This is a genomic window from Streptomyces sp. NPDC006365 (assembly GCF_042870755.1).
Lineage (GTDB): Bacteria > Actinomycetota > Actinomycetes > Streptomycetales > Streptomycetaceae > Streptomyces > Streptomyces xiangluensis.
In genome coordinates, this window is record NZ_JBIAHS010000005.1 from 217914 (window position 1) to 239220 (window position 21307).

Sequence of the window (21307 nt, forward strand, 5' to 3'; positions counted from 1 at the left end):
GTGCTCCTTGCGCTGGGGTTTCGTTGTCGGGTGCGGCCCGGTGGCCGTCTGTGCCCACCCGTTCCGCCCTGCGGGACGCCTGCCCGCAGACAGCTGGCCGGAGTCAGCTCGGAGGTGCGAGCACCATCAGCGCCGTGCCCGGTTCCACCTGGGCGCCCGGCCTGGTGAGGATCTGCGTCACGACGCCGTTCATCGGTGCGTGCACCCTTGACTCCATTTTCATGGCCTCCAGGGCGAGGAGGGGCTGGCCGGTGGTGACCTCGTCGCCCTGGGCGACGTTCAGCTGCCAGACCGACGCGGCGAATTCGGCCTCGACCAGGTGGCCGCCCGGTGGGACCGTCACCTCCGGTGCTGCTGGTGCCGGAGCCGAGGCCGTCTCCGCCCTGGTGAACTCGCCCGATGCCTCCCAGGCGTCCCGTTCCGCCGCGAAGGCGGCGCCCTGGCGGGTCCTGAACTCGGCGATCGAGTCGGCGTTCTCGGTCAGGAACGCCCCGTGCTCGGCGAATGAGAAGACGCCCTCCTCGATCTGGGGAACGAAACGGCCCGAGATGATGTCGGCCCGTAGCTCCAGCAGTTCGTCCGGGGTCACCGGGTACCACTTGATGCGGTCGAAGAAGCGCAGCAGCCAGGGGGAGCCGGGTTCGAAGGCGCCGCGTTGCTGCCAGCCGGACCAGACCTGGGTCGTGCGGCCGACGAACTGGTAGCCGCCGGGGCCCTCCATGCCGTAGACGCAGAGGTACGCGCCGCCGATGCCGACCGAGTTCTCGGCGGTCCAGGTGCGGGCCGGGTTGTACTTCGTCGTGACCAGGCGGTGGCGGGGGTCCAGGGGTGTGGCCACCGGGGCGCCCAGGTACACATCGCCCAGGCCGAGGACCAGGTACTCGGCGTCGAAGACGGTCCGGTACACCTCCTCCACCGAGTCCAGGCCGTTGACCCGGCGGATGAACTCGATGTTCCAAGGGCACCAGGGCGCGTCGTCCCGGACACCCGCCATATAGCGGGCGATCGCCTCGCGGGTCGCCGGGTCGTCCCAGGAGAGGGGGAGGTGGACGGTGCGGGACGGCACGACCAGCTGGTCCGTCGAGGGCAGCGTGGCCACCAACGACCGTACCGCCGTGAGGAGTTGATGCTGGCGGAGGCGGTGCGGATCCGTCTGGATCTGGAGGGAGCGGATGCCCGGCGTGAGGTCGGTGACTCCGTCGAGGCGTGCCTTTGCCACCGCCTCCATCAGGGCGTGCACCCGCATACGCAGCGCCAGGTCCAGCTGCATGGGACCGAATTCGACCAGCAGGTGGTCGTCGCCGCTGCGCCGGTACGTCACGTCACCGTCCCGCGCCAGCACGCCACCGTCCACGATCGCGGACCGCGCCACACCCTCCCCCACTCTCGGCTCCTCCCCCACTCTCGGCTTCGCTCGAGCGGGGGGACCCCCATGAGCGGGGGGACCCCCATCGGCCACCGGCATGAAGCGCACCGTGTCCCCGGGACGCAGCTGGCCGAGCTTCCAGCGCTCCGCGCTGAGGACGGTCGCCGGGCACACGAACCCGCCGAGCGAGGGGCCGTCGGGACCGAGCAGGACCGGCATGTCGCCCGTGTAGTCGACGGCGCCGACCGAGTACGGGGTGTCGTGGATGTTGGAGGGGTGCAGTCCCGCCTCGCCGCCGTCGGTGCGGGCCCAGCGGGGCTTCGGACCGACCAGCCGTACGCCTGTGCGCGCCGAGTTGAAGTGCACCTTCCAGTCGGCCGCGTAGAAGTCGTGGATGTCCTGCTCGGTGAAGAACTCCGGTGCGGCGTGCGGGCCTTCGAGCGCGCCCACCTGCCATACGGCGCCGAACACCGGCCGCTCGCCCTCCGGCACCGCCGCCCCCGAGGACGCGACCGCGCCCCCGTGGAGCACGTCCCCCGTCCGCAGCGCCCGCCCGCCGTGCCCGCCGAACCGGCCCAGCGTGAAGGTCGCCGCACTGCCCAGGAACTCGGGTATGTCCAGACCGCCCATGAAAAGCACGTAGGTGCGCAGACCGTGCTCACGCGGTGCGCCGATCTCCAGTACGCCCCCTGCCGGAACCGTCACCGGCTCCCACTGCGAGACCGCCCCGCCGTCGACCGTCACCGCCGCGGGAGCACCCGTGACACACACCGTCGTCGCGTGCGTGAACCTCAACGACGGTCCCCGCAAGGTGCATTCGAGGCCGGGCGCCCCCTCGTCGTTGCCCAGCGCCCGATTGCCGAGCCGGAACGACAGGTCGTCCATCGGCCCGCACGGCGGCACGCCCACCTGCCAGTAGCCGGTACGCCCCGGCCAGTCCTGGACCGTCGTCAGCGTCCCGCCGGAGACGACCTCGATACGCGGCGTGGGATCGCTCACGCCCGCGAGCGTCGCCGTCGAGTGCAAGGCCGTCCGGAAGTCGTCCGACGCGAGCGCCGCCCGCACCAGCCCCAGATTCGTCTCGATGCCGTCGACGCGGGTCCCGGCCAGCGCCTCGTCCAGCCGTGCCAGCGCCCGAGCACGGTCGGAGCCGTACGCGACGATCTTCGCAAGCATGGGGTCGTACGACGTGGTGACCTCGGTGCCCGTCTCGACCCAGCCGTCCACGCGGACGCCCGGCGGGAATTCGACCCGGGTCAACAGGCCGGCGCTGGGCCGGTGTTCACGCGAGGGATCCTCGGCATACACGCGGGCCTCGACGGCATGACCGCGCGGCGCCCCGGGGTCTCGTACGACATCGAAGTCCCCGCGCGCCAGACGCAGCATCCATGCGACAAGGTCGACGCCATAGATCTCCTCGGTGACCGGATGCTCCACCTGGAGCCGGGTGTTGACCTCCAGGAAGTACGCCTCCTCGCGCGCCGCGTCGTACACGAACTCGACGGTTCCGGCGGAGCGGTAGTCCACAGAGGCGCACAAGTCCCTGGCAGCGGAGGTCAGTTGCTCGCGTATGTGCGCGGGGAGACCGGGTGCGGGTGCCTCCTCCACCACCTTCTGGTTGCGGCGCTGGAGCGAGCAGTCGCGGTCACCGAAGGTGACGACGCGGCCCGCGCCGTCGCCGAAGATCTGCACCTCGACATGACGGGCGTGCTCGACGAGCCGCTCCAGGAACACCCCGGCCAGGGAGAAGGAGGCCGCGGCCACGCGCTGCACCCGGTCCCAGGCCTCGGTCAACTCATCGGTGGAGCGACATGCCGACATACCGATGCCGCCCCCGCCACCCGTCGCCTTGAGCATCACCGGGTAGCCGATGCGGTCCGCGGCCACCAGAGCCTCGTCCACCGAGGCGAGCAGGCCCGTTCCCGGAGCGAGCGGCACCCCGGCCGCCTCCGCCGCCGCCCGGGCCGTGTGCTTTGCCCCGAACAGCTCCAGCTGCTCCGGCGTCGGGCCCACGAACACGATTCCGGCACCCTCGCAGCGCCGCGCGAACGCCGCGTCCTCGGAGAGAAAGCCGTAGCCCGGGTGGATCGCTCCGGCACCCGTGTCCTTCGCCGCCCTCAGGACGAGATCGGCGTCGAGATATGACTCCTTGGCCGGTGCCGGGCCCAGACGGACCGCTTTGTCGGCCAGGCGCACATGGGGTGCCGATCGATCGGCGTCGGAGTACACCGCGACCGTACGCAGACCCAACTCCCGTGCCGTACGCAGGATCCGGACCGCGATCTCGCCCCGGTTGGCGACGAGGAGCGTGTCGAAGGCCGTTCCCCCGTCACTCATCGATCGCCCGCATCAGCGATGGCCATCTCCACGGCCGTCGGCTCGAAGCCGTTGCAAGGGTTGTTGATCTGCGGGCAGTTGGAGACCAGGACGAGTACGTCGCGCTCGGCGCGCAGCGTCAGCTTCAGGCCCGGGGCGGAGAGACCGTCGACGATACCGAGGGTGCCGTCCTTCTCGACCGGCACGTTCATGTACCAGTTGATGTTCGAGACGAGATCGCGCTTCCCGAGGCCGTACTTGGCGCCCTCCGCGAGGAAGTTGTCGACGCACGCATGCTGCGACCAGGTGTGGTGGCCGTAGCGCAGGGTGTTCGACTCCTTGGAGCAGGCGCCGCCCACCGTGTCGTGCCGGCCGACCTCGTCCTCGACCACGGTCATCAGCGGAGTGTGCTCGTTGGACATGAGCACGCTGCCGGTGGTCAGGAAGATGTTGCCCTGGGCGTGGATCGTGTCGGGCGCGCTGTAGCGGACGGCCGTGTCATGGGCGTCGTACGCGAGGAAGTCGACGGCCTGGTTGCCGTGCAGGTCGGTGATGGTGAGCGTCTCACCCGTCCGCACGAGGGCGGACCAGGCGGAGCGGGCCGGGACCACGGTCGTGGTGACGGTCATGCGAGCCCCCTCGAGGCAAGGAATTCGGCGGTGTTGAGGAAGGCACGGCGGCCCTCGGGGGAGGCCTCCCACAGCGGGGCGCCGGGTGGGGTGGCCTCGGCGCGCCAGGCCAGCACCTCCAGCGGGGTGCTCGTGTAGTCGGCGCGCGGGTCGGCCGGGTGGGGCACATTGGCGAGCAGCACCGTGATGTCCTGCTCGGCCCGCAGCGTCACGCTCGCGCCCGGCCCGGCCGAGCCGGTGAAGTCGAGGGTGCCGTCGTCGCGTACCTCCACGCCCTGGAAGAAGGACAGGGACGGAGGAAGATCCCGGGGTGCGAGACCGTTCTTCGCGGCGGCCAGCTTGAACAGCTCGCGGCCGGCCGGGGACGCGGACTGCGGCGTTCCGTCTCCGTACCGCTGCGTGTTCCGTACCAGGGTGGAGGTGCCGCACAGCGCGTCGTGCCGACCGGAGGTGTCGGCGATCACCGAGGCGAGGACCCGGCCCTGGTCGGAGAGGAGCAGCCGGTCCTCGCCGACGTAGGCGTTCCACTGGATCTTGACCGTGTCCGCCACGTTCAGGCGCTCCCAGGGACGGTCGGCGGCGAACAGGAGCAGATGCGCGCAGGCTTCGCCCCTGAGGTCGGTCAGCCGCAGTTCCGTGCCGCGGGCCAGCACCCTGTGCGTGTAGTTGCCGCCCGCCACCGTCTCCGCCCACACCAGATGCCCCGCCGCGCAGGGCGGCGCGGGCCAGGCGCTCGCCGGGACGACCGGCATCGCCTCGGCGCGGGCGCCTTCTTGTGCGCGGGCGTGCGCCCGGGCTCCGTACGTGGTCGCTGTCGCCATCGCGGGACCTCCGGCTCGGCAGGGGCGGTCATGTACGTACGCCATGCACGTACGTCATTTCTGTCGCCCGACAGAAATTAGGAGCCGGGCGGGTCGGCGCCGTTGCCCGTGCGTTGCCGCCCGGTTACCGATGTCTCACCGAGATCGCCGTAGGGGCCCGTGTGCGACGATCGAAGGCATGGGTACCAGCGGGCGACGAGTGGGCAGGCCACGGGCCGAGCGGCGACCGGACAGCGGTCTCTCGGCGCGTGAAGAACTGCTCGCCGCCGCCGCGGAGTTGTTCACGACGCGTGGATACGCGGCCACGACCACCCGGGCCGTCGCCGAGCGGGCGGGCATGCGCCAGGCGTCCATGTACCACTACGTCTCCGGCAAGGAGGAACTGCTCGCCGAGCTCCTGGAGTCCACCGTCACGCCCTCGCTGGCCTTCGCCCGGGAGCTCCTCGCCGATGACATGACTCCGGCCCAGAGCCGGCTGTGGGACCTGTGCCGCACGGATGTCCAGCTGCTCTGCGGCGGTCCGCACAACCTCGGCGGGCTCTATCTGCTGCCCGAGGTGCGCGCCGAACGCTTTGCCGGCTTCCATGCCGTACGGGCCGAACTCAAAGACGCCTACCGGCAGTTGATCGCCGCGACCGAGGCGGGCGGTGCGCTCCCCAAGAGTGAGCTGGATCTGCGCACGGATCTGGTGTTCGGGCTGATCGAGGGCGTCATTCTGGTTCACCGCTCCGACCCCGACCGGCCCGCCTCGGCCTTCGCGGAAGCCACCGCGGATGCGGCGCTGCGAATCGTGGGAATCTGAGCCGGAATTCGCCTCGGCGGGCTGGGCCTCACCCCTTCTGATGGGGGTTTTCGTGCACCCGTGCACAGTGACGCAAGGTGTTCGAATGGTGTCCGAGCGTATAAATGGGGCCGAGCGTACTCCTGTCCTGCGGGCCATTTCAGGCGCTTGCCGAATATGACTTGGCGATGATCTGGTCGGACTAAGCTCGCCCGCGGCGCACCGAGTTGCGGTGTATTCGTGCGCTTGTTCCCCAATGTTCTGAAGATCCCGAGAACTCCCCCCCCCAGATCCCCAGCCGATTTGTCTTAGAGGGCTTACATGGTGAGTGTTCAATCGCCTCTCGTTGGCCGTGAACTTCCTTACGCCCGAGTGTTGTTGCTGCCGGCCATACTGATGGCCGCGGCATCCGGAGCCGCCGTCGCCGTTGTCACGGAACCGGCCCGGGTCGCCGTCGGCTGGTGCGGAGGCGTCGCGACGCTCCTCGTGATCGCGACCGTGGCCGAAGCCGTCCGCCGCGGGCGCCTCGTCCGTGCCGTCCGCGCCGAACTCGCGCGCCGTACGGCCTACTTGGAACAGCGCATCGCCGCCCAGGACGACGAGATCTTCCACCTCGGCAAGGAGCTGCTGCCCGCCGCGCTGTACCGGCTGCGCAGTGGAGATTCCCCCGATGTGGCGATTCGCAAAACCGCCGAGGCGGACCCGGCCGTCCGCGAACTCCCCGAATCCCAGCGCGAGTTGCTGCGGGTCCTGCTGCGCATCGTGGACCACGAGGAAGCGATGCGCGACTCCTCGCAGCGCGCCTTCGTCAATATCGCCCGGCGCGTCCAGGCGATCGTCCACCAGCAGAACAAGGAACTGCGCGAGATGGAGGAGGACCACGGGCGCAACCCCGAGGTCTTCGACGACCTGCTGCGCATCGACCACGGCACCGCGCTGATCGGCCGCCTCGCCGACTCCATCGCCGTACTCGGCGGCTCCCGTCCGGGCCGCGTATGGCCCAAGCCCGTACCGCTCTACAGCGTGCTGCGCGGTGCCATGTCCCGCATCCTGGAGTACCGGCGCATCGAGCTGCACTCCATCGCCAAGGTCAACGTCAACGGCCCGTCGGTCGAACCGGTCATCCACGCCGCCGCCGAACTCCTCGACAACGCCACGCGCTACTCGCCGCCGCAGACAAAGGTGCACGTCACCGCCGTCGAGGTGCAGACCGGCGTCGCCATCGAGATCGAGGACGCCGGCGTCAGCCTCAGCGAGGAGGCGCGCCGCCGGGCCGAGGGCATGCTCGAGAAGGCCCAGGTCGGCATCGACCTCAACGACCTCGGCGAGAGCCCGCGGCTCGGCATGGCCGTCGTGGGCCGCCTTACGCAGATGTACAAGATGCAGGTCTCGCTGCGGCAGTCCGCGTACGGCGGTGTCCGCGCCGTGATCGTCGTACCCCGTGACATGCTCACCGAGGAATCCGCCCCTGGCCTCGCCCACGGCATCGGCGCCTCCTCCGTGCCCAAGGTGGACTTCGGCGGTGTCGAGGGACCGGAGCGCAAGCCCAAGCGGCGCCGTCCCACCACCGGCCCCCGCATCCCGGACTCGGTGGCCGCCATGGAGGACGACGTCCCAGAAGTGACCGAGTGGACGGCGAACGGTCTGCCGCAGCGCCGCAGCCGCGTCAAGATCCCCTACAGCCAGCGGATCGCCGAGGCACGGGCGGCCGAGGCTGAGGCGGAGGCCGCGCGCAAGGAAGGCCGCCCCGTCATCGACTGGTCCCGTTCCTCCACCGCGGCGCAGCCCGAGCCGAAGAAGGACGAACCCGAACCCGGCCTGTGGGTCGAGGCGTTCATGGCCGGACTCAAGGGCGGGCCCGCCGACCAGGCTGACCAGGACGGCCAGGACAAGACACCAGGCGCGACGAACACTGCGGCCACTGCCGAGGCCGACGACGAGGGGGACCTCAAGTGATCCAGCAGCGAGCCAACTTCGACTGGATGCTCAAGGAGCTGTCCGACGGGGTGCACGGGACCCGGCAGGTCGTCGTGCTCTCTGCCGACGGCCTGCGCATCGCCCGGTACGGGGGTGATCCCGACGCCGCCGACCGCATCGCCGCGGCCTGCGCCGGACTGCAGAGCCTTGCCGCGGCCGTCGCCACCGAGATCCCCGACACCGACGGCCGGATGCGGATGGTGATCATCGAGATCCACGGCGGCTACTTCTACATGATGGCCGCGGGCCCGGGCGCCTATCTCGCCGTCCTCGCCGACGAGACCGTCGACGCCGGGCTCATGAGCAACCGCATGCGCGACCTCGTCGTACGGATCGGTGCCCACCTGACGAGTCCGCCCCGGCGGAACGGGACGGCCGTATGACTCCTCCGCAACGACGACGGCGCTTCCCCAAGGAACCGCCGGAGCACAGTCCCGAGAAGATCCCGGAGCCGGCGGCAGGAGAGGGGCAGGGCGAGGCGAACCCGGGGAGGCTGTACATCCTCACCGGCCAGGTCGAGGACGGCGATCGTGCCGCGCTCGACCTGGTAACCCTGATCGTGGCGAGTGACGACGCGCCGCCGCCCACCGCCCAGCCGGAGCAGTCGGCCCTGCTGCGGCTCTGCAGGACCCCTCTGTCCGTGGCCGAGCTCTCGGCCTATCTCAATCTGCCGTTCAGCGTGGTGACCGTACTGCTGACGGAGTTGCTGACGGCAGAACTGGTACAGGCGCGCGCCCCGATCGTCCGCTCGGAGTTGCCCGACCGTTCCCTCCTCGAAGCGGTGATGCATGGACTTCAAAAGCTCTGACACCATCACGGGCCCTCGTGCCGAGGATCATCTTCCGCACACGGCGCAGGCAGCCGTGAAGATCGTGATCGTGGGTGGTTTCGGCGTCGGCAAGACGACCATGGTGGGCTCCGTCAGCGAGATCAGGCCGCTGACCACGGAAGAGACCATGACGCAGGCCGGCGTCGGAGTCGACGACAACTACGGCTCGGACAGCAAGACGGCCACCACCGTGGCCATGGACTTCGGCCGCATCAGCATCACCGAACAGCTGGTGCTGTACCTGTTCGGCACCCCCGGCCAGGAGCGCTTCTGGTTCCTGTGGAACGGGCTGTTCGAGGGCGCCCTGGGCGCGGTCGTCCTGATCGACACCCGGCGCCTGGAAGTCAGCTTCGACGTCATCGGCCGCCTGGAGGAGCGCGGGGTCCCGTTCGTCGTCGCCGTCAACGACTTCCCGGACGCGCCCCGTTACCCCATGGAGGACCTGCGTGCCGCGCTCGACCTTCCCGAGGAGATCCCCATCGTGAAGTGCGACGCGCGCCGCAGGGCGTCAAGCCGTGACGTGCTGATGACTCTGATGCGCTTCCTGCACTCGATCGCCATGGCCTCCACGTCCGCCTGACGTCCTGTCAACTGCCGTGACAGCGGCCCCACCTCACCTTCAGCCACAGCTTCGAATCGACCCCGGCCTCGAATTCGACCCCAGCTTCGAAAGCGACCACCGTGACGCCTGAATTCCACTCCCGAACCGGTATGGACGACCCCGGTATGGACGACCCTGGTATGCACGACCCCACGCCCGGCCCGCCGCCGGGCTGCCCGGCCCACGGCATGGGCCCCGGCGGACTGCGCCGCCTGTACGGCGCCGAGGCGGAGGACCTGGGATCCCTGTACGAGAAACTCCGCGCCGAACACGGCAACGTCGCCCCCGCGCTGCTCCACGACGACGTGCCGATCTGGGTGGTGCTCGGCCACACCGAGAACCTGCACATGGTCCGCACCCCCTCGCAGTACACCCGAGACAGCCGCATCTGGAACCCCGTCCGGGACGGCACAGCGGGCCCGGACCACCCGCTCATGCCCCTCTTCGCCTGGCAGCCCATCTGCGCCATGGCCGAGGGCGACGAGCATCTGCGGCTGCGCGGGGCGGTCGTCGGCGCCATGTCGACGATCGACCACCGCGGCATCCGCCGCTACATCAACCGCTCGACGCAGCGTCTGGTCAACCGCTTCTGCGAGGAGGGCAGCGCCGACCTGGTCAGCCGGTTCGCCGAGCACCTCCCGATGGCCGTGCTGTGCGAGATCCTCGGCATGCCCGAGGAGTACAACGACCGCATGGTGCACGCCGCCCGCGACATGATCAGGGGCACTGAGACCGCGATCGCCAGCAACGAGTACGTCATGGGCGCCCTGAACCGGCTCACCATCCGCCGTCGTGCCCAGCCCCAGGACGACTTCACCAGCCACCTCATCAGGCACCCGGCAGGGCTCACCGACGACGAGGTGGCGCAGCACCTGCGCCTCGTACTGATCGCCGCGTACGAGGCCACCACCAACCTCATCGCCAACGTGCTGCGCATGGTGCTCACCGACCCGCGTTTCCGCGCCCAGCTCAACGGCGGCCAGATGACGGTGCCCGAGGCGGTCGAGCAGTCCCTGTGGGACGAGCCGCCGTTCAGCGCCGTCCTGGGCTACTTCGCCAAGCAGGAAACCGAGTTGGGCGGTCAGCGCATCCGTAAGGGCGACGGGCTGCTGCTCGGGATCGCACCGGGCAACGTCGACCCGCGCGTTCGCCCGGACCTCACGGCGAACATGCAGGGCAACCGCTCACACCTCGCCTTCGGCGGCGGCCCGCACGAATGCCCCGGCCAGGACATCGGCCGCGCCATCGCCGACGTCGGCGTCGACGCCCTCCTGATGCGGCTTCCGGACGTCCGACTCGCCTGCGAGGAACACGAGTTGCGCTGGACGGCGTCCATCTCCTCCCGGCACCTGGCGGAGCTCCCGGTGACGTTCATGGCGAAGCTGCCGCAGGACGACATGGAAGAGCCCGGCGCACATCCCGCCGAGCAGCAGCCGAGTGCGGACTGGCAGGTCACCACGCCCGCTCCGACGCCCGAACCCGCCCCGGCACCGCAGCCCGCGACTCCCCGGCCCGAGTCCGTGACTCCGTCCGCGGAACCCGCGCGCCGCCTCGGCGCCTGGCAGCGCTTCGTCCGCTGGTGGCGAGGCTACTGACGGAGCGTCACTGCCCGGCCCAGTTCTCGTTCCCGGACCACGCCCCCAACGTCCGGCCGCTCACGAACGAGTGGCTGTGCCCCGTGACCGGATCGGTGAACTCCAGCACCCGCGCAAGCAGTTGGAGCGGGCGCCGGAAGTCACCGGCCGGCACCGGGCCGGTCACCACCGGGTAGAGCGGGTCGCCGAGGATCGGCACACCCAGCGCGTTCATATGCACCCGCAGCTGGTGGGTCTGCCCGGTGCGGGGCAGCAGCCGGTAGCGCGCGCGTCCGTCCTGGTGCTCGACCAACTCGACCCGGCTCACGGCGTTCGGCTCGCCCGGCACCTCGCGGGCGGCCATCACCCCGCGCTCCTTCTCGATCCGGCTGCGCACGGTCAGGGGCAGCACCAGGGACTCCCGGTACGGGGCCACCGCCTCGTACTCCTTGCGTACGAGCCGGTCGCGGAACAGCGACTGATACGCGCCGCGTTCATCGGGCCGCACCGTGAACAGCACCAGGCCGGCCGTGAGCCGGTCGAGCCGGTGCGCCGCCGTGAGCGTCGCAATGCCCAGCTCCCGCCTCAGCCGCGCGAGAGCCGTTTCGGCGACATGACTGCCGCGCGGCGTCGTGGCCAGGAAGTGCGGCTTGTCGGCCACGACGATGTGCTCGTCGCGATACACCACATCGAGATCGAACGGCACCGGCACCTCGTCGGGCAGCTCCCGGTGGAACCACACGAACATCCCCGGCACATACGCCGCGTCGGCCGACACCGGCAGCCCGTCCGCCCCGACGATCAGCCCCGCGTCGAGCATCCCGTCGATCACCCCGGCCCCCGTCGCGAGCCGCTCCACGAGATGCTCCCGCACGGTGCTCCACGCCCCCTCGACCGGCAACCGCACCCGCACCGGATCCACCCCCTCGCGCTGCGGCAGGGGAGCGGACGGAATCCGTTTCCTACGTCTCACCTGGTCAAGCGTACGCAGCGGCCTCGGCGACCGTCGTACGCGCCCTGTACACCCGATACGCGCCACCGAGGACGAGCGTCGCGCCGAGGAACAGCGCCGTGAACCACTGGAAGTACCAGTGCCCACCCGCCGGGTCGTACACCTCCGCGCGGGGCCAGGCGAGGTTGACCGTCATGAACAGGCCGTAGAGCAGGGCGAGTGCGTTGACGGGGACGCCCCAGCGGCCGAGGGTGAAGTACGGGCGGCCCGTCTCGTCGGTGCCGGCGGCTCCATCGGCTGCGAAGTTGCCGCGCAGACGTTGCCAGAGCAGTGGTCCGGTCACCATCGCGTACGCGAGATAGAGCATCACGATGCAGGTGGTGCCGATGGCGAGGAACGCCTCCGGCGAGGCGAAGTTGAGGAGCAGGAGGGCCGCGGCGAGGACACCGACGACCAGGGCGGGTGCGCTCGGCATTCCGGTGCGCGGGTTGACCTTCGCGAGCCATCGGGAGAGGGGCAGCTGGCCGTCGCGGGCCATCGAGAAGAGCATGCGGCAGGCCGCCGTCTGGATCGCGAGGGTCGCCACCGCGATGGCCACCACCACGTCGGCGAGCAGCAGCCGGCCCACCCCGTCGCCCAGGCTGCTGGTCAGGACGTAACTCAGGCCCTCGACGCCGAGCCGGCCGTCGGTCAGGCTGGGCGCGGCGAGCAGTCCGCCGAGGATGATCAGTCCGCCGAGCAGGCCCGCCGCACCGAGCGCGGTGAGGATCGTACGGGGCGCGGTACGCCGCGGATGATGCGTCTCCTCGCTCATCTCACCCGCGCTGTCGAAGCCGATCATCACGTAGGCCGCCGCGAACGAACCCACCAGAAGCGCCCCGAACAGGCCCGACTGGGCGGCCGTTCCGGTGTGGAAGGTGATGCCGGGGGAGCGCTCGGAGTGGGTGAGCAGGAGCACGATGATCAGGACGGCGCCGATGATCTCGGCGGTGACGCCTACGCGGTTGATCAGGGACATCACGCGGATGTCGATGATGTTCACGAAGGTCGTCAGGACCAGCAGGAGCACCCCGAACAGCGCCGCGTTGGCCGCGCCGCTCGCGGAGGTCGGCGTCGGGTCGTCGCCGATCAGCTGGAAGCCGGACCAGATCGCGGGCAGCACCATCTGCAGGGCGAGCGCGGCTGCGGCGACCACCACGATCTGCCCGATCACCATGATCCAGCCGGCGAACCAGCCGAAGGTGAGGTTGGAGAGGCGGGACGACCACTGGTAGATGGCGCCGGAGATCGGATAGCGCGCGGCGAGTTCCGCGAAGCAGGCGGCGACCAGTAACTGGCCGATCAGCACGGCCGGCCAGGCCCAGAAGAACACCGGGCCGCCGAAGGTGTAGCCGAACGCGAAGAACTGGAAGACGGTCGTCAGCACCGAGATGAAGGAGAACCCGGCGGCGAACGAGGCATAGCGGCCCAGGCTGCGATGCAGTTCCTGGCGGTAGCCGAACTCGGCGAGAGAGCCGTCGTCGAGGGAGTCCGGTGGCTCGGAGTGGACGTCGGACGGGGCGGTTGTCGTCATGGTGGCACCTGCCTTGTGCGCAGGGGAGCGGAATGGGACGGAAGTGGCGGACGGAATGGGCTGCGGAATTCCTGTCGGGCGACAGAAATTAGGGAGCGGCTGTTTCGCTCGCATGACGCGGCCATGTCTGCCATGGGCCGAAGTCCTCACGCTCTTGCGGACGCGGCGAATCGCGATACATCGTGTGTGTTGACGCTCTCTTCGACTCGCGATATGTTCGGCTACGGATATTCGGTGACGAGCGGGGTCAGGTGAGTCGGGTGGCGGCCAAGCGCAGGAAGCTCGGCAATCCACTGGCGCTCGCCGTGCTGGCGACGCTCTGGCAGAAGCCGATGCATCCGTACGAGATCGCCCAGACCCTGCGCCGCCAGGGCAAGGACACCAGTACGAAGATCAACTACGGATCGCTCTACACGGTCGTGCAGAACCTGCAGAAGCACGGCTTCGTCGAGGTCACCGATGTGCAGCGGCAGGGCAACCGCCCCGAGCGCACCATCTACGGGCTCACCGGGGCCGGGCGCGAGGAGATGACCGAGTGGATGTCGGACCTGGTGGCGGTCCCGGCGCGGGAGTACCCGATCTTCGAGACCGCGCTCTCACTGATGGGGGTGCTGCATCCCGACGAAGTGACGCGGCTGCTGGAGGAGCGGCTCAAGTCGCTCGAGGTGCAGGCCGCGAGCGGTCGGGGAGCGCTGGAGAAGCTCTACGAGTCCCTGCCGCGGATCTTCCTGGTGGAGACCGAGTACCAACTGCACATGATCGAGGCGCAGGCCGAGTGGGTCCGTGGCTTCCTCGCGGAGCTGAAGGACGGCGCCCTGCCCGGGGTGAAGGAGTGGCGGACCCTCCACGAGACGGGGGAGATACCGCCGGAATTCCAGGACTTTCCGCAGGACCCGGATGACCGCGAGGACCTGGCTGACCGCGACGACTTGGAGGACCGCGACCTCGAGAAGTGATCCAGACGTGAAACAGACCCCGGCAGGACTGTTGCAGCAGCCCCGCCAGGGTCTCCAACCCCGAACTGACTCCGCCGTGAGGCACGCCAGGTGATCGAGGTGCGGCACACCCAGGATAGCCCGGCGCTCTTCACGCGGATCAGTCGTCATCCGTTCATGCGGATCCGTCCGCATCCGCTCATTCAGGAGAGCAGTCGTCATGAACACGCATGCGCCCGCAGTGGAGGCGCGCCAACTCACCAAGAACTACCCCGGTGATGTCACCGCCCTCAGTGGCATGGACATCACCGTCGAACCGGGCACGGTCTTCGGCCTCCTCGGCCCGAACGGTGCCGGCAAGTCGACCACCGTCAAGATCCTCACCACGCTGGCCCGCCCCGACTCGGGCACCGCCACCGTCGCGGGCCACGATGTGCTGCGCCACCCGGACCGGGTGCGTCGCGCGATCGGTGTGGTCGCGCAGAAGTCCGGCGCCGACCCGGTGGCCACCGGCCGCGAGAACCTCCAGCTTCAGGGCAGGCTCTACGGCTTGCGGGGCCGTTCGCTGAAGAACCGTGTCGAGGAACTGCTGGCCCGCTTCCATCTCGCGGATGCGGCGGGCCGCCGGGTCAAGGGCTACTCCGGAGGTATGCAGCGCCGGCTCGACGTGGCGCTCGGTCTGGTCCACCGGCCCGAGGTGCTGTTCCTCGACGAGCCGACGACCGGCCTCGACCCAGAGGCGCGTACGGCGATGTGGGACGAGATCGCCCGCCTCGCCGGTGACGAGGGCCTGACCATCCTGCTCACTACGCACTACCTCGAAGAGGCCGACCGGCTCGCCGAGCGCATCGCCATCGTCGACCGTGGCCGTGTCGTCGTCGAGGGCACCCCGGACGTCCTCAAGGGCGAACTCCGCGGCGACGCCGTTCACTTGGAGGTGCGCGAAGCGGTCGGCGAAGCTGGTCGTACGCTCCTGAGGGGCGCCCTGACCGCACTGCCCGGTGTGCACGAGGTGCTGTTCGACGGCCGCCGGATCAGCGTCCGTGCCGTCGATGGGGCGGCCGCCGTACCTGCCCTGCTCGCCACCCTGGAGCGCACCGGAGTCGGCGTCGTCGCCGCCACCGTGGCCCGCCCCTCGCTCGACGACGTCTACCTGCGCTACGCGGGCCGCCGTTATGTGGAGGCCGAAGCCGCCGCGGACACCACCGACCGCCTCCTCCTCACCGGAGGTGCCCGATGAGCAGCGAAGCCCTCACTCAGACGTGGTACATGACACAACGTCAGTTGATGTCGGTGCTGCGTCAGCCCGCGTACGTCGTCTTCATGCTGATCCAGCCGGCGATCTGGCTGTTCCTGTTCGGCAATCTCTTCAAGAAGGTCGTCGAACTCGGCGGCTTCGGCACGACCACGTATCTGGACTACCTGGTGCCGGGCATCGTCGTGATGAGCGCGCTCAGCTCCAACATGTGGGCGGGCATGGGCACTCTGGAGGAGATCGAGCGCGGCACGCTCAACCGGTTCCTGACCACTCCGGTGAGCCGCAGCGCCCTGATGAACGCCAACGTCGTGCAACAGGGGCTGACCACGGCCGTGCAGTCCGCGCTGATCATCCTCCTCGGGAAGCTCGGCGGCGCGGACTATCCGGGCGGCGCCGCGGGCCTGGTCGTGCTCGTGGTCGCGGCCTCGCTGCTGGGTACGGTCTTCGGCGCGCTCTCCAACGCCGTGGGCATGCTGGTGCGCGAGCGGGAGTCGATCATCGGCATCAACACGTTCCTGCTGCTGCCGCTGACGTTCCTTTCCTCGGCCTTCATGGCGCCCTCGCAGATGCCCGCCTGGATGCGACGCATCGCAGACTTCAACCCGCTCGACTGGGCGATGGTGGCGGGCCGTTCGGCCATGGCGGAGAACCCGGACTGGGGCGACGTACTCACCCGGGGCGGGGCGCTCCTCGCACTGGCGGTGGCGACGGTGTGGCTGTCGACCCGAACGTTCCGGGCGTATCAGCGCTCGGTCTAGCGGGCCTCGAGTTCGGGAGCCATGTGCTCAGAGGTCACGTATGCGGGAAACTCAGGAGGCTGCCGACGTGGCAGTCTCCTGTTCCGCCTCCACCCGTGCGTTCCAGTCCCGCTTTGCCGCCTGCCAGCCGTCCTCATTGTGGCCGAGGCGCCAGTAGCCGGAGATCGACAGGTGCTCGCGCGGGATCTGGTGCTCGACGCGCAGCAGCCGGCGCAGTTCCTTCACGAAGCCGGCCTCGCCGTGCACGAACGCGCACAGCCGGCCCTCCGGGAACTCCAGCGCCCGTACGGCTTCGACGAGCGCCTCGCCGATCGGCCGGTCGCCGCGGTGCAGCCAGACGACCTCCACGTCGGAGGCGATCTTCTGCTCCTCGTCCGGGCCCTCGACCTCGATGAAGGCGTACACCTTGGCGCCGTCGGGCATCGCCTCCACGGAGGCGGCGATCGCGGGCAGCGCGCTCTCGTCCCCGGCCAGCAGATGCCAGTCGGCCTCGGCATCGGGCGCGTACGCCCCGCCGGGGCCCAGGAACCGTACGATCTCGCCCTGCTGGACCCGCGTGGCCCACGGCCCGGCCAGGCCCTCGTCGCCGTGGATGACGAAGTCGAGCGTCAGCTCGCGCAGTTCGGGGTCCCAGGCGCGCACCGTGTACGTACGCGTCACCGGCCACTGCTCGCGCGGGAACTCCTCGCGGATCCGGGCGATGTCGAAGGGCTCCGGATAGGTCACGCCCTCCGCTCCGAACAGCAGCTTGACATAATGGTCGGTGCTGCTGCCCGCGGAGAATTCGGCGAGGCCTTCACCGCCGAGAACCACGCGCTGCATATGAGGGGTGAGCCGCTCCGTGCGGATCACCCGCGCGGAGTGGGGCTTCGGAGCCCTGCGTGCCGGACGCTCTGCCATGACGGCCTCCCGAAATGTTACTAAGGCTTACCTAAGTTAGCACCTCCCTCTAGTTAACACCTCTCGCTCGAGAAGTCGATGACCAGGCTTGGGGTGTTGATGACCACATCTTTGAACTGACGAAAGATCCGGTCGGAAGTGTGAAGTGCAGGGTGTTACGGATCAGGATCCGAGCGTCACCAACAGTCGCTGCAGTGAGCCGCCCAGACCCCAGCGCGCCGCCAGCTCCTCCAGGGCCGCCGGGTCGCGCGGCGCGCTCGGCAGCGCCGTGTCCACCACCGGCAGCGGCACGTCGTCGGCCACCTTGATGACCTTGGGGGCGACGGCCACGTACGGCCGCGCCTCGTCGAGGCGCTTGCGCTGCGAGGGCGTGAGCTTCGCCTTCGGGTCGTCGACCGCCGCCATGATCCCGGCCAGGTCGCCGAACTCGGCCAGCAACTTGGCGGCCGTCTTCTCGCCGATGCCGGGCACACCCGGCAGCCCGTCGCTCGGGTCGCCGCGCAGCAGTGCGAGGTCCGCGTACCCCGGGCCGTCCACCCCGTACTTCTCGCGCAGCAGCGCCTCGTCCGTGAGCTGCATGCTGCCCACGCCCTTGAGCGGATACAGCACCCGCACCTGCCGCTTGTCGTCGACCAGTTGGAACAGGTCGCGGTCGCCGGTGACGATCTCGACCGGTCCGGTGGCGCGGGCCGTGAACGTGCCGATCACATCGTCCGCCTCGTACTGCTCGACCCCCACGCGCGCGATGCCCAGTGCGTCCAGGACCTCCTCGATGACCGGCACCTGGGGCGAGAGCTTGTCGGGCACCTCCTCCTCGTCCGGGCCGGTCTCGCGCTCCTCCGCGACGCGGTGCGCCTTGTAGGAGGGGATCAGATCGACGCGCCACTGGGGCCGCCAGTCCGCGTCCATGCACGCGACGAGATCGTCCGGGTGGCGGTCCCGCACGAGGCGGTCGATGAATTCGAGCAGTCCCCGCACCGCGTTCACCGGTGTGCCGTCCGGAGCCTTCACGGAATCCGGGACCCCGAAATAGGCGCGGAAGTACAGCGAGGCGGTGTCAAGCAAAAGAAGTCTTCTTGGGCTGATCGGCATGCGCACAGCATGCCACTGAGGGGCCCGACGCCCCAGCTTGAAAGTGTCCCCGTGGGCACGCCGCTCGAGCGGGGGAGGAGCCGACAGTGGGGGAGCGACCAGCTACGACGAACCCGCACATCCCCTCAACGGCCGGAGGCAACCGTCAGCGACAAAAGGTCCCGCGCCGGCCCCGCAGGCCGATGCCCCACCGGCCACACCGCACGAAGCGCCCGGCTGAGGCGCACGTCCGCCACAGGGATCGAGACGAGGCGGCGAGCTGACAACTCCTCGCCGAGAGCGAGCTCGCTCAGAACCGCCGGCCCCGCTCCACTGACCACGGAGGCCTTCACCGCCGTCGTGGACGACAGCTCGATCAACGGCCGGGCCAGCCCGCCGAGGGCCGCGTCCAGGACCTGACGCGTACCGGAACCCTTCTCCCGAAGGATCAGCGGCGTCGCCGCGAGCTCCGTCGCCTCGAGCGGCCGACGCCGTCGCGCCCACGGATGCCCGGGCGCCGTCACCACGATCAGCCGGTCGTGGGCAATGACCGCCGAGTCGAGCCCGGTGGGCGCGGACAGCCCCTCCACGAAGCCGAGGTCGGCCTCGTCGGCGAGGAGCCGCTCGGCCACGGCAGCGGAGTTCCCGGCGAGCAGCGACACGGCCGTGTCCGGACGCTGGGCGCGCAGCGCGATCAGCCACCCCGGCAGCAGATACTCGGCGATCGTCATGCTCGCGGCGACCCGCAACCTGGAGTCACGCCGGTCGCGCAAGGCCTGCGCCCCGGCATCGAAGGCCTCCGCCGCCTCCACGATCCGCTGCGCCCAGTCCGTCACCAGCGCACCGGCGTCCGTGAGTCGCGACCCCGTCGGCGAACGGTCCACCAGAGCCACCCCCAACTGCCGCTCCATCGACCGAATCCGGCTGCTGGCCGCCGGCTGCGTGATCCCCAATTCCCGAGCCGCCCGCCCCAGACTCCCCAGCCGCGCCACAGCAAGCAGCAACTCCAACGCCCCAAGCTCGGGCACCCGCCGCCCAAGCCCTCCGGAGAACCCGGGAAGCTCCTGTTCAGCCATACTCATAAGCCCACTCTATGTGGGAGCGCCAAGCCCCTGGGGTTCGCACCTGGCCTCCGGCGGTGGGGCGGGGCTCGTGGGGGTCTCGGGTTCGCTGCCGGGTGCGGGTTCGTGGTGGTTGCTCGCTCCCCCACTCTCGGCTCCGCTCGAGCGGGGGACCCGCATCGCGGCGGAGCCGCTGATGTCACAGACCCGCGCCCCTTGGGTGTGTGGTGGGTCGGGGCCGTGGGCCGGTGCGTCAGCCCATCGCCGGGGTGGGCATACGGCCCTTTGCTGACACGGGGGTGCGGGTGACCTGAGACAGAACCTACGCGACGGGCATACGACGCACCGGCCCACGTCCCCTCCCGCCGGTGGGAGAGTGCGGGTAGTCGGAGGTTCGGGCTCCTCGGGAACCCAGTCAACCGCTGGGGGCGATTGCCCTGCCCAGGACCCGCGGCGACTCCACCAGCGAAGGCCCGTACCAGGTGAGATGCCGCCCGCTGACCAATGCGCAGGGCCGGCCCTCGAACGCTTCAGGGCCGTCCTCGGCCGTGAACCGGTACGGCTCGTCCGGCAGTACGACGTACTCCGCGGACCTCAACTCCTCGATGGGCACACGCGGATAGCGCTCCGTGTGCGTCGCGTACACGTTGTCCACGCCCAGCCGTGCCAGCACGTCACCCGCGAAGGTGTCCCGCCCGAGCACCATCCACGGCCGCCGCCAGATCGGCACGACGGCACGGCGGCGACGCGACGGCACCGGCAGGTCCGCCCACACCGCCTCCGCCTCGTCCAGCCACCGCGGCCGGCCTCGAACCCCACAGGCCTCAAGGACCCTTTCCAGTTCCGGAAACGCCTGCGGCACGGACCGCACCTCGGTCACCAGCACCTCGATCCCCGCTTCCCGCAGGGCGGCCAGATCCGGCTCCCGGTTCTCCTCCTCGTTGGCGATCACCAGGTCGGGCGCGAGCCGCACGATCCGCTCGACGTCCGGGTTCTTCGTGCCCCCGATCCGTACGACATCGAGATCGACCGGATGACTGCACCAGTCCGTCGCCCCGGCAAGCGCGCCCGGCGCCGATGCGGCCACCGCCTCCGTGAGGGACGGCACCAGGGACACGACCCTCACCGCTGTGCGTCCTCTGCCGCCTCGATGTGGTCCGCGACCGCCACGACCAGTACGCGGGTGTCCGGCACGGTCGCGCGCCAGCGGTGCCGTACGCCACCGGTCATGTACAGCGTGTCGCCGCGCCCCAGCCGGTACGCGCGGCCTTCCGCCTCGACCTCGACGGCGCCGTCCGCGACGTACATCAACTCGTCGTTGCGGTGCTGGAATTCGCGGCCCGCGTCGTGGTCCCCGCTGAACTCCATGGCGTGCAGCTGGTGGTGACCGCGCACCAGGGGGCGCACGAGGGGCTCGTGGGTGAACTCGGAGTCGTGGGAGCGCACGACGTCGACGCTGCGCGCCGGGTCGGCGGCGGCGAAGAGTTCGACGCAGGTCGTCCCCAGTGCGTCGGCGACGCGCTGGAGGGAGCGCATGCTCGGCCGGGCGCGTTCGTTCTCGACCTGGCTCAGGAAAGGCACCGACAGTCCGCTGCGCTCGGCGACGACGGCGAGGGTGAGCTCCAGTGCCCGGCGCCGCCGCCGGACGGCCGCGCCCACCCGAAGGGCATCTTTGTTGTCGTCCATCGCTTCGGCTCCCTCCTGTGCGTCGTCGGTGCGGGGTCGGTGCGGGCGGCTCGGTGACGGCCCGGTCTTCGTACGTATGGGGTACTACATACGAGGGACGTACGAGCCAGTGTCTCCCGATGTTTTGTTTGCACCCTACGCACGTTCGGCAAACCGTTTCATGCGCCCGTCACAACGCCGTGAACAAAGGGGCAGGCTCCCCCACCGGAACCGCACGGT

The 21307-nt window shown here is 69.9% G+C and carries 19 protein-coding genes; 9 read left to right on the forward strand and 10 right to left on the reverse strand.

The window, feature by feature from the left end:
* Positions 1-103: 103 nt before the first annotated feature.
* Genes uca through ACFYO0_RS16990 form a run of 3 tightly spaced genes read right to left on the reverse strand, consistent with a single transcriptional unit; the run spans position 104 to position 5132 of the window.
* The gene (uca, locus tag ACFYO0_RS16980) at positions 104-3703 is read right to left on the reverse strand and encodes an urea carboxylase (RefSeq protein ID WP_388675925.1); all 3600 of its coding nucleotides are present in this window, start codon (positions 3701-3703) and stop codon (positions 104-106) included.
* A complete protein-coding gene (locus tag ACFYO0_RS16985; RefSeq protein WP_388675929.1) occupies positions 3700-4311 on the reverse strand; it encodes an urea amidolyase associated protein UAAP2 in 612 nt (203 codons plus the stop codon). Before ACFYO0_RS16985 ends, uca begins: the two co-directional genes overlap by 4 nt.
* Positions 4308-5132 (reverse strand): urea amidolyase associated protein UAAP1, encoded by an 825-nt coding sequence (locus ACFYO0_RS16990; RefSeq protein WP_388675932.1) that lies wholly within the window; start codon positions 5130-5132, stop codon positions 4308-4310. Before ACFYO0_RS16990 ends, ACFYO0_RS16985 begins: the two co-directional genes overlap by 4 nt.
* Before the next feature lie 178 nt (positions 5133-5310).
* On the opposite strand from ACFYO0_RS16990, the gene ACFYO0_RS16995 reads away from it, so the two are divergent.
* The 6 genes from ACFYO0_RS16995 (at position 5311) to ACFYO0_RS17020 (ending at position 10915) form a co-directional block, all read left to right on the forward strand.
* Entirely contained in the window at positions 5311-5934 is a 624-nt protein-coding gene (locus ACFYO0_RS16995) for a TetR/AcrR family transcriptional regulator (RefSeq protein WP_388675935.1), read from the forward strand.
* A 300-nt stretch (positions 5935-6234) separates the two neighbouring features.
* Positions 6235-7869: a sensor histidine kinase gene (locus ACFYO0_RS17000; RefSeq protein WP_388675938.1), complete on the forward strand. Its 1635-nt coding sequence runs from the start codon at positions 6235-6237 to the stop codon at positions 7867-7869.
* Positions 7866-8273, forward strand: coding sequence for a roadblock/LC7 domain-containing protein (locus ACFYO0_RS17005; protein ID WP_344393515.1), 408 nt, complete (start codon positions 7866-7868; stop codon positions 8271-8273). The genes ACFYO0_RS17000 and ACFYO0_RS17005 overlap by 4 nt, the downstream gene beginning before the upstream one ends.
* The gene (locus ACFYO0_RS17010; RefSeq protein WP_388675941.1) at positions 8270-8698 is read left to right on the forward strand and encodes a DUF742 domain-containing protein; all 429 of its coding nucleotides are present in this window, start codon (positions 8270-8272) and stop codon (positions 8696-8698) included. The genes ACFYO0_RS17005 and ACFYO0_RS17010 overlap by 4 nt, the downstream gene beginning before the upstream one ends.
* Positions 8679-9299: an ATP/GTP-binding protein gene (locus tag ACFYO0_RS17015; protein ID WP_388675944.1), complete on the forward strand. Its 621-nt coding sequence runs from the start codon at positions 8679-8681 to the stop codon at positions 9297-9299. Before ACFYO0_RS17010 ends, ACFYO0_RS17015 begins: the two co-directional genes overlap by 20 nt.
* Positions 9300-9400: 101 nt before the next feature.
* Positions 9401-10915, forward strand: a complete 1515-nt coding sequence (locus ACFYO0_RS17020) for a cytochrome P450 (RefSeq protein ID WP_388675947.1) — start codon at positions 9401-9403, stop codon at positions 10913-10915.
* A gap of 7 nt (positions 10916-10922) precedes the next feature.
* On the opposite strand, the gene ACFYO0_RS17025 is transcribed toward ACFYO0_RS17020, so the two are convergent.
* Positions 10923-11867, reverse strand: coding sequence for an RluA family pseudouridine synthase (locus tag ACFYO0_RS17025; RefSeq protein ID WP_388675950.1), 945 nt, complete (start codon positions 11865-11867; stop codon positions 10923-10925).
* Between the two features lie 4 nt (positions 11868-11871).
* Positions 11872-13419 (reverse strand): amino acid permease, encoded by a 1548-nt coding sequence (locus ACFYO0_RS17030; protein ID WP_388675953.1) that lies wholly within the window; start codon positions 13417-13419, stop codon positions 11872-11874.
* Positions 13420-13679: 260 nt separating this feature from the next.
* Here ACFYO0_RS17030 and ACFYO0_RS17035 point away from each other — a divergent pair, with 260 nt between their 5' ends.
* The 3 genes from ACFYO0_RS17035 to ACFYO0_RS17045 all read left to right on the forward strand — a co-directional run bounded on the left by ACFYO0_RS17035 (position 13680) and on the right by ACFYO0_RS17045 (position 16370).
* Complete coding sequence (locus ACFYO0_RS17035) at positions 13680-14375, forward strand: PadR family transcriptional regulator (RefSeq protein WP_388675956.1); 696 nt, start codon at positions 13680-13682, stop codon at positions 14373-14375.
* A gap of 199 nt (positions 14376-14574) precedes the next feature.
* Complete coding sequence (locus ACFYO0_RS17040) at positions 14575-15594, forward strand: ATP-binding cassette domain-containing protein (RefSeq protein ID WP_388675959.1); 1020 nt, start codon at positions 14575-14577, stop codon at positions 15592-15594.
* Positions 15591-16370 carry an ABC transporter permease gene (locus ACFYO0_RS17045; protein ID WP_388675962.1) on the forward strand — a complete coding sequence of 260 codons (780 nt, stop codon included), beginning with the start codon at positions 15591-15593 and terminating at the stop codon, positions 16368-16370. Before ACFYO0_RS17040 ends, ACFYO0_RS17045 begins: the two co-directional genes overlap by 4 nt.
* Positions 16371-16421: 51 nt before the next feature.
* On the opposite strand, the gene ACFYO0_RS17050 is transcribed toward ACFYO0_RS17045, so the two are convergent.
* The 5 genes from ACFYO0_RS17050 to ACFYO0_RS17070 all read right to left on the reverse strand — a co-directional run bounded on the left by ACFYO0_RS17050 (position 16422) and on the right by ACFYO0_RS17070 (position 21088).
* On the reverse strand, positions 16422-17270 hold the full coding sequence (locus ACFYO0_RS17050) for a siderophore-interacting protein (RefSeq protein WP_388675965.1): 849 nt from the start codon (positions 17268-17270) through the stop codon (positions 16422-16424).
* 162 nt (positions 17271-17432) lie between these two features.
* Positions 17433-18362: a 5'-3' exonuclease H3TH domain-containing protein gene (locus ACFYO0_RS17055; RefSeq protein ID WP_388675968.1), complete on the reverse strand. Its 930-nt coding sequence runs from the start codon at positions 18360-18362 to the stop codon at positions 17433-17435.
* A gap of 125 nt (positions 18363-18487) precedes the next feature.
* Positions 18488-19423, reverse strand: a complete 936-nt coding sequence (locus tag ACFYO0_RS17060; RefSeq protein ID WP_388675971.1) for a LysR family transcriptional regulator — start codon at positions 19421-19423, stop codon at positions 18488-18490.
* 394 nt (positions 19424-19817) lie between these two features.
* Positions 19818-20528 carry a helical backbone metal receptor gene (locus ACFYO0_RS17065; protein WP_388675974.1) on the reverse strand — a complete coding sequence of 237 codons (711 nt, stop codon included), beginning with the start codon at positions 20526-20528 and terminating at the stop codon, positions 19818-19820.
* Positions 20525-21088 carry a helix-turn-helix domain-containing protein gene (locus tag ACFYO0_RS17070; protein ID WP_388675977.1) on the reverse strand — a complete coding sequence of 188 codons (564 nt, stop codon included), beginning with the start codon at positions 21086-21088 and terminating at the stop codon, positions 20525-20527. The genes ACFYO0_RS17065 and ACFYO0_RS17070 overlap by 4 nt, the downstream gene beginning before the upstream one ends.
* Positions 21089-21307: the final 219 nt, after the last annotated feature.

What these genes read in the sequence shown, in the direction of transcription:
- uca (WP_388675925.1), bottom strand. Translation starts at nt 3,703, where the DNA reads ATGAGTGACGGGGGAACGGCCTTCGACACGCTCCTCGTCGCCAACCGG.
- ACFYO0_RS16985 (WP_388675929.1), bottom strand. Translation starts at nt 4,311, where the DNA reads ATGACCGTCACCACGACCGTGGTCCCGGCCCGCTCCGCCTGGTCCGCC.
- ACFYO0_RS16990 (WP_388675932.1), bottom strand. Translation starts at nt 5,132, where the DNA reads ATGGCGACAGCGACCACGTACGGAGCCCGGGCGCACGCCCGCGCACAA.
- ACFYO0_RS16995 (WP_388675935.1), top strand. Translation starts at nt 5,311, where the DNA reads ATGGGTACCAGCGGGCGACGAGTGGGCAGGCCACGGGCCGAGCGGCGA.
- ACFYO0_RS17000 (WP_388675938.1), top strand. Translation starts at nt 6,235, where the DNA reads ATGGTGAGTGTTCAATCGCCTCTCGTTGGCCGTGAACTTCCTTACGCC.
- ACFYO0_RS17010 (WP_388675941.1), top strand. Translation starts at nt 8,270, where the DNA reads ATGACTCCTCCGCAACGACGACGGCGCTTCCCCAAGGAACCGCCGGAG.
- ACFYO0_RS17015 (WP_388675944.1), top strand. Translation starts at nt 8,679, where the DNA reads ATGGACTTCAAAAGCTCTGACACCATCACGGGCCCTCGTGCCGAGGAT.
- ACFYO0_RS17030 (WP_388675953.1), bottom strand. Translation starts at nt 13,419, where the DNA reads ATGACGACAACCGCCCCGTCCGACGTCCACTCCGAGCCACCGGACTCC.
- ACFYO0_RS17040 (WP_388675959.1), top strand. Translation starts at nt 14,575, where the DNA reads ATGAACACGCATGCGCCCGCAGTGGAGGCGCGCCAACTCACCAAGAAC.
- ACFYO0_RS17045 (WP_388675962.1), top strand. Translation starts at nt 15,591, where the DNA reads ATGAGCAGCGAAGCCCTCACTCAGACGTGGTACATGACACAACGTCAG.
- ACFYO0_RS17050 (WP_388675965.1), bottom strand. Translation starts at nt 17,270, where the DNA reads ATGGCAGAGCGTCCGGCACGCAGGGCTCCGAAGCCCCACTCCGCGCGG.
- ACFYO0_RS17055 (WP_388675968.1), bottom strand. Translation starts at nt 18,362, where the DNA reads ATGCCGATCAGCCCAAGAAGACTTCTTTTGCTTGACACCGCCTCGCTG.
- ACFYO0_RS17060 (WP_388675971.1), bottom strand. Translation starts at nt 19,423, where the DNA reads ATGAGTATGGCTGAACAGGAGCTTCCCGGGTTCTCCGGAGGGCTTGGG.
- ACFYO0_RS17070 (WP_388675977.1), bottom strand. Translation starts at nt 21,088, where the DNA reads ATGGACGACAACAAAGATGCCCTTCGGGTGGGCGCGGCCGTCCGGCGG.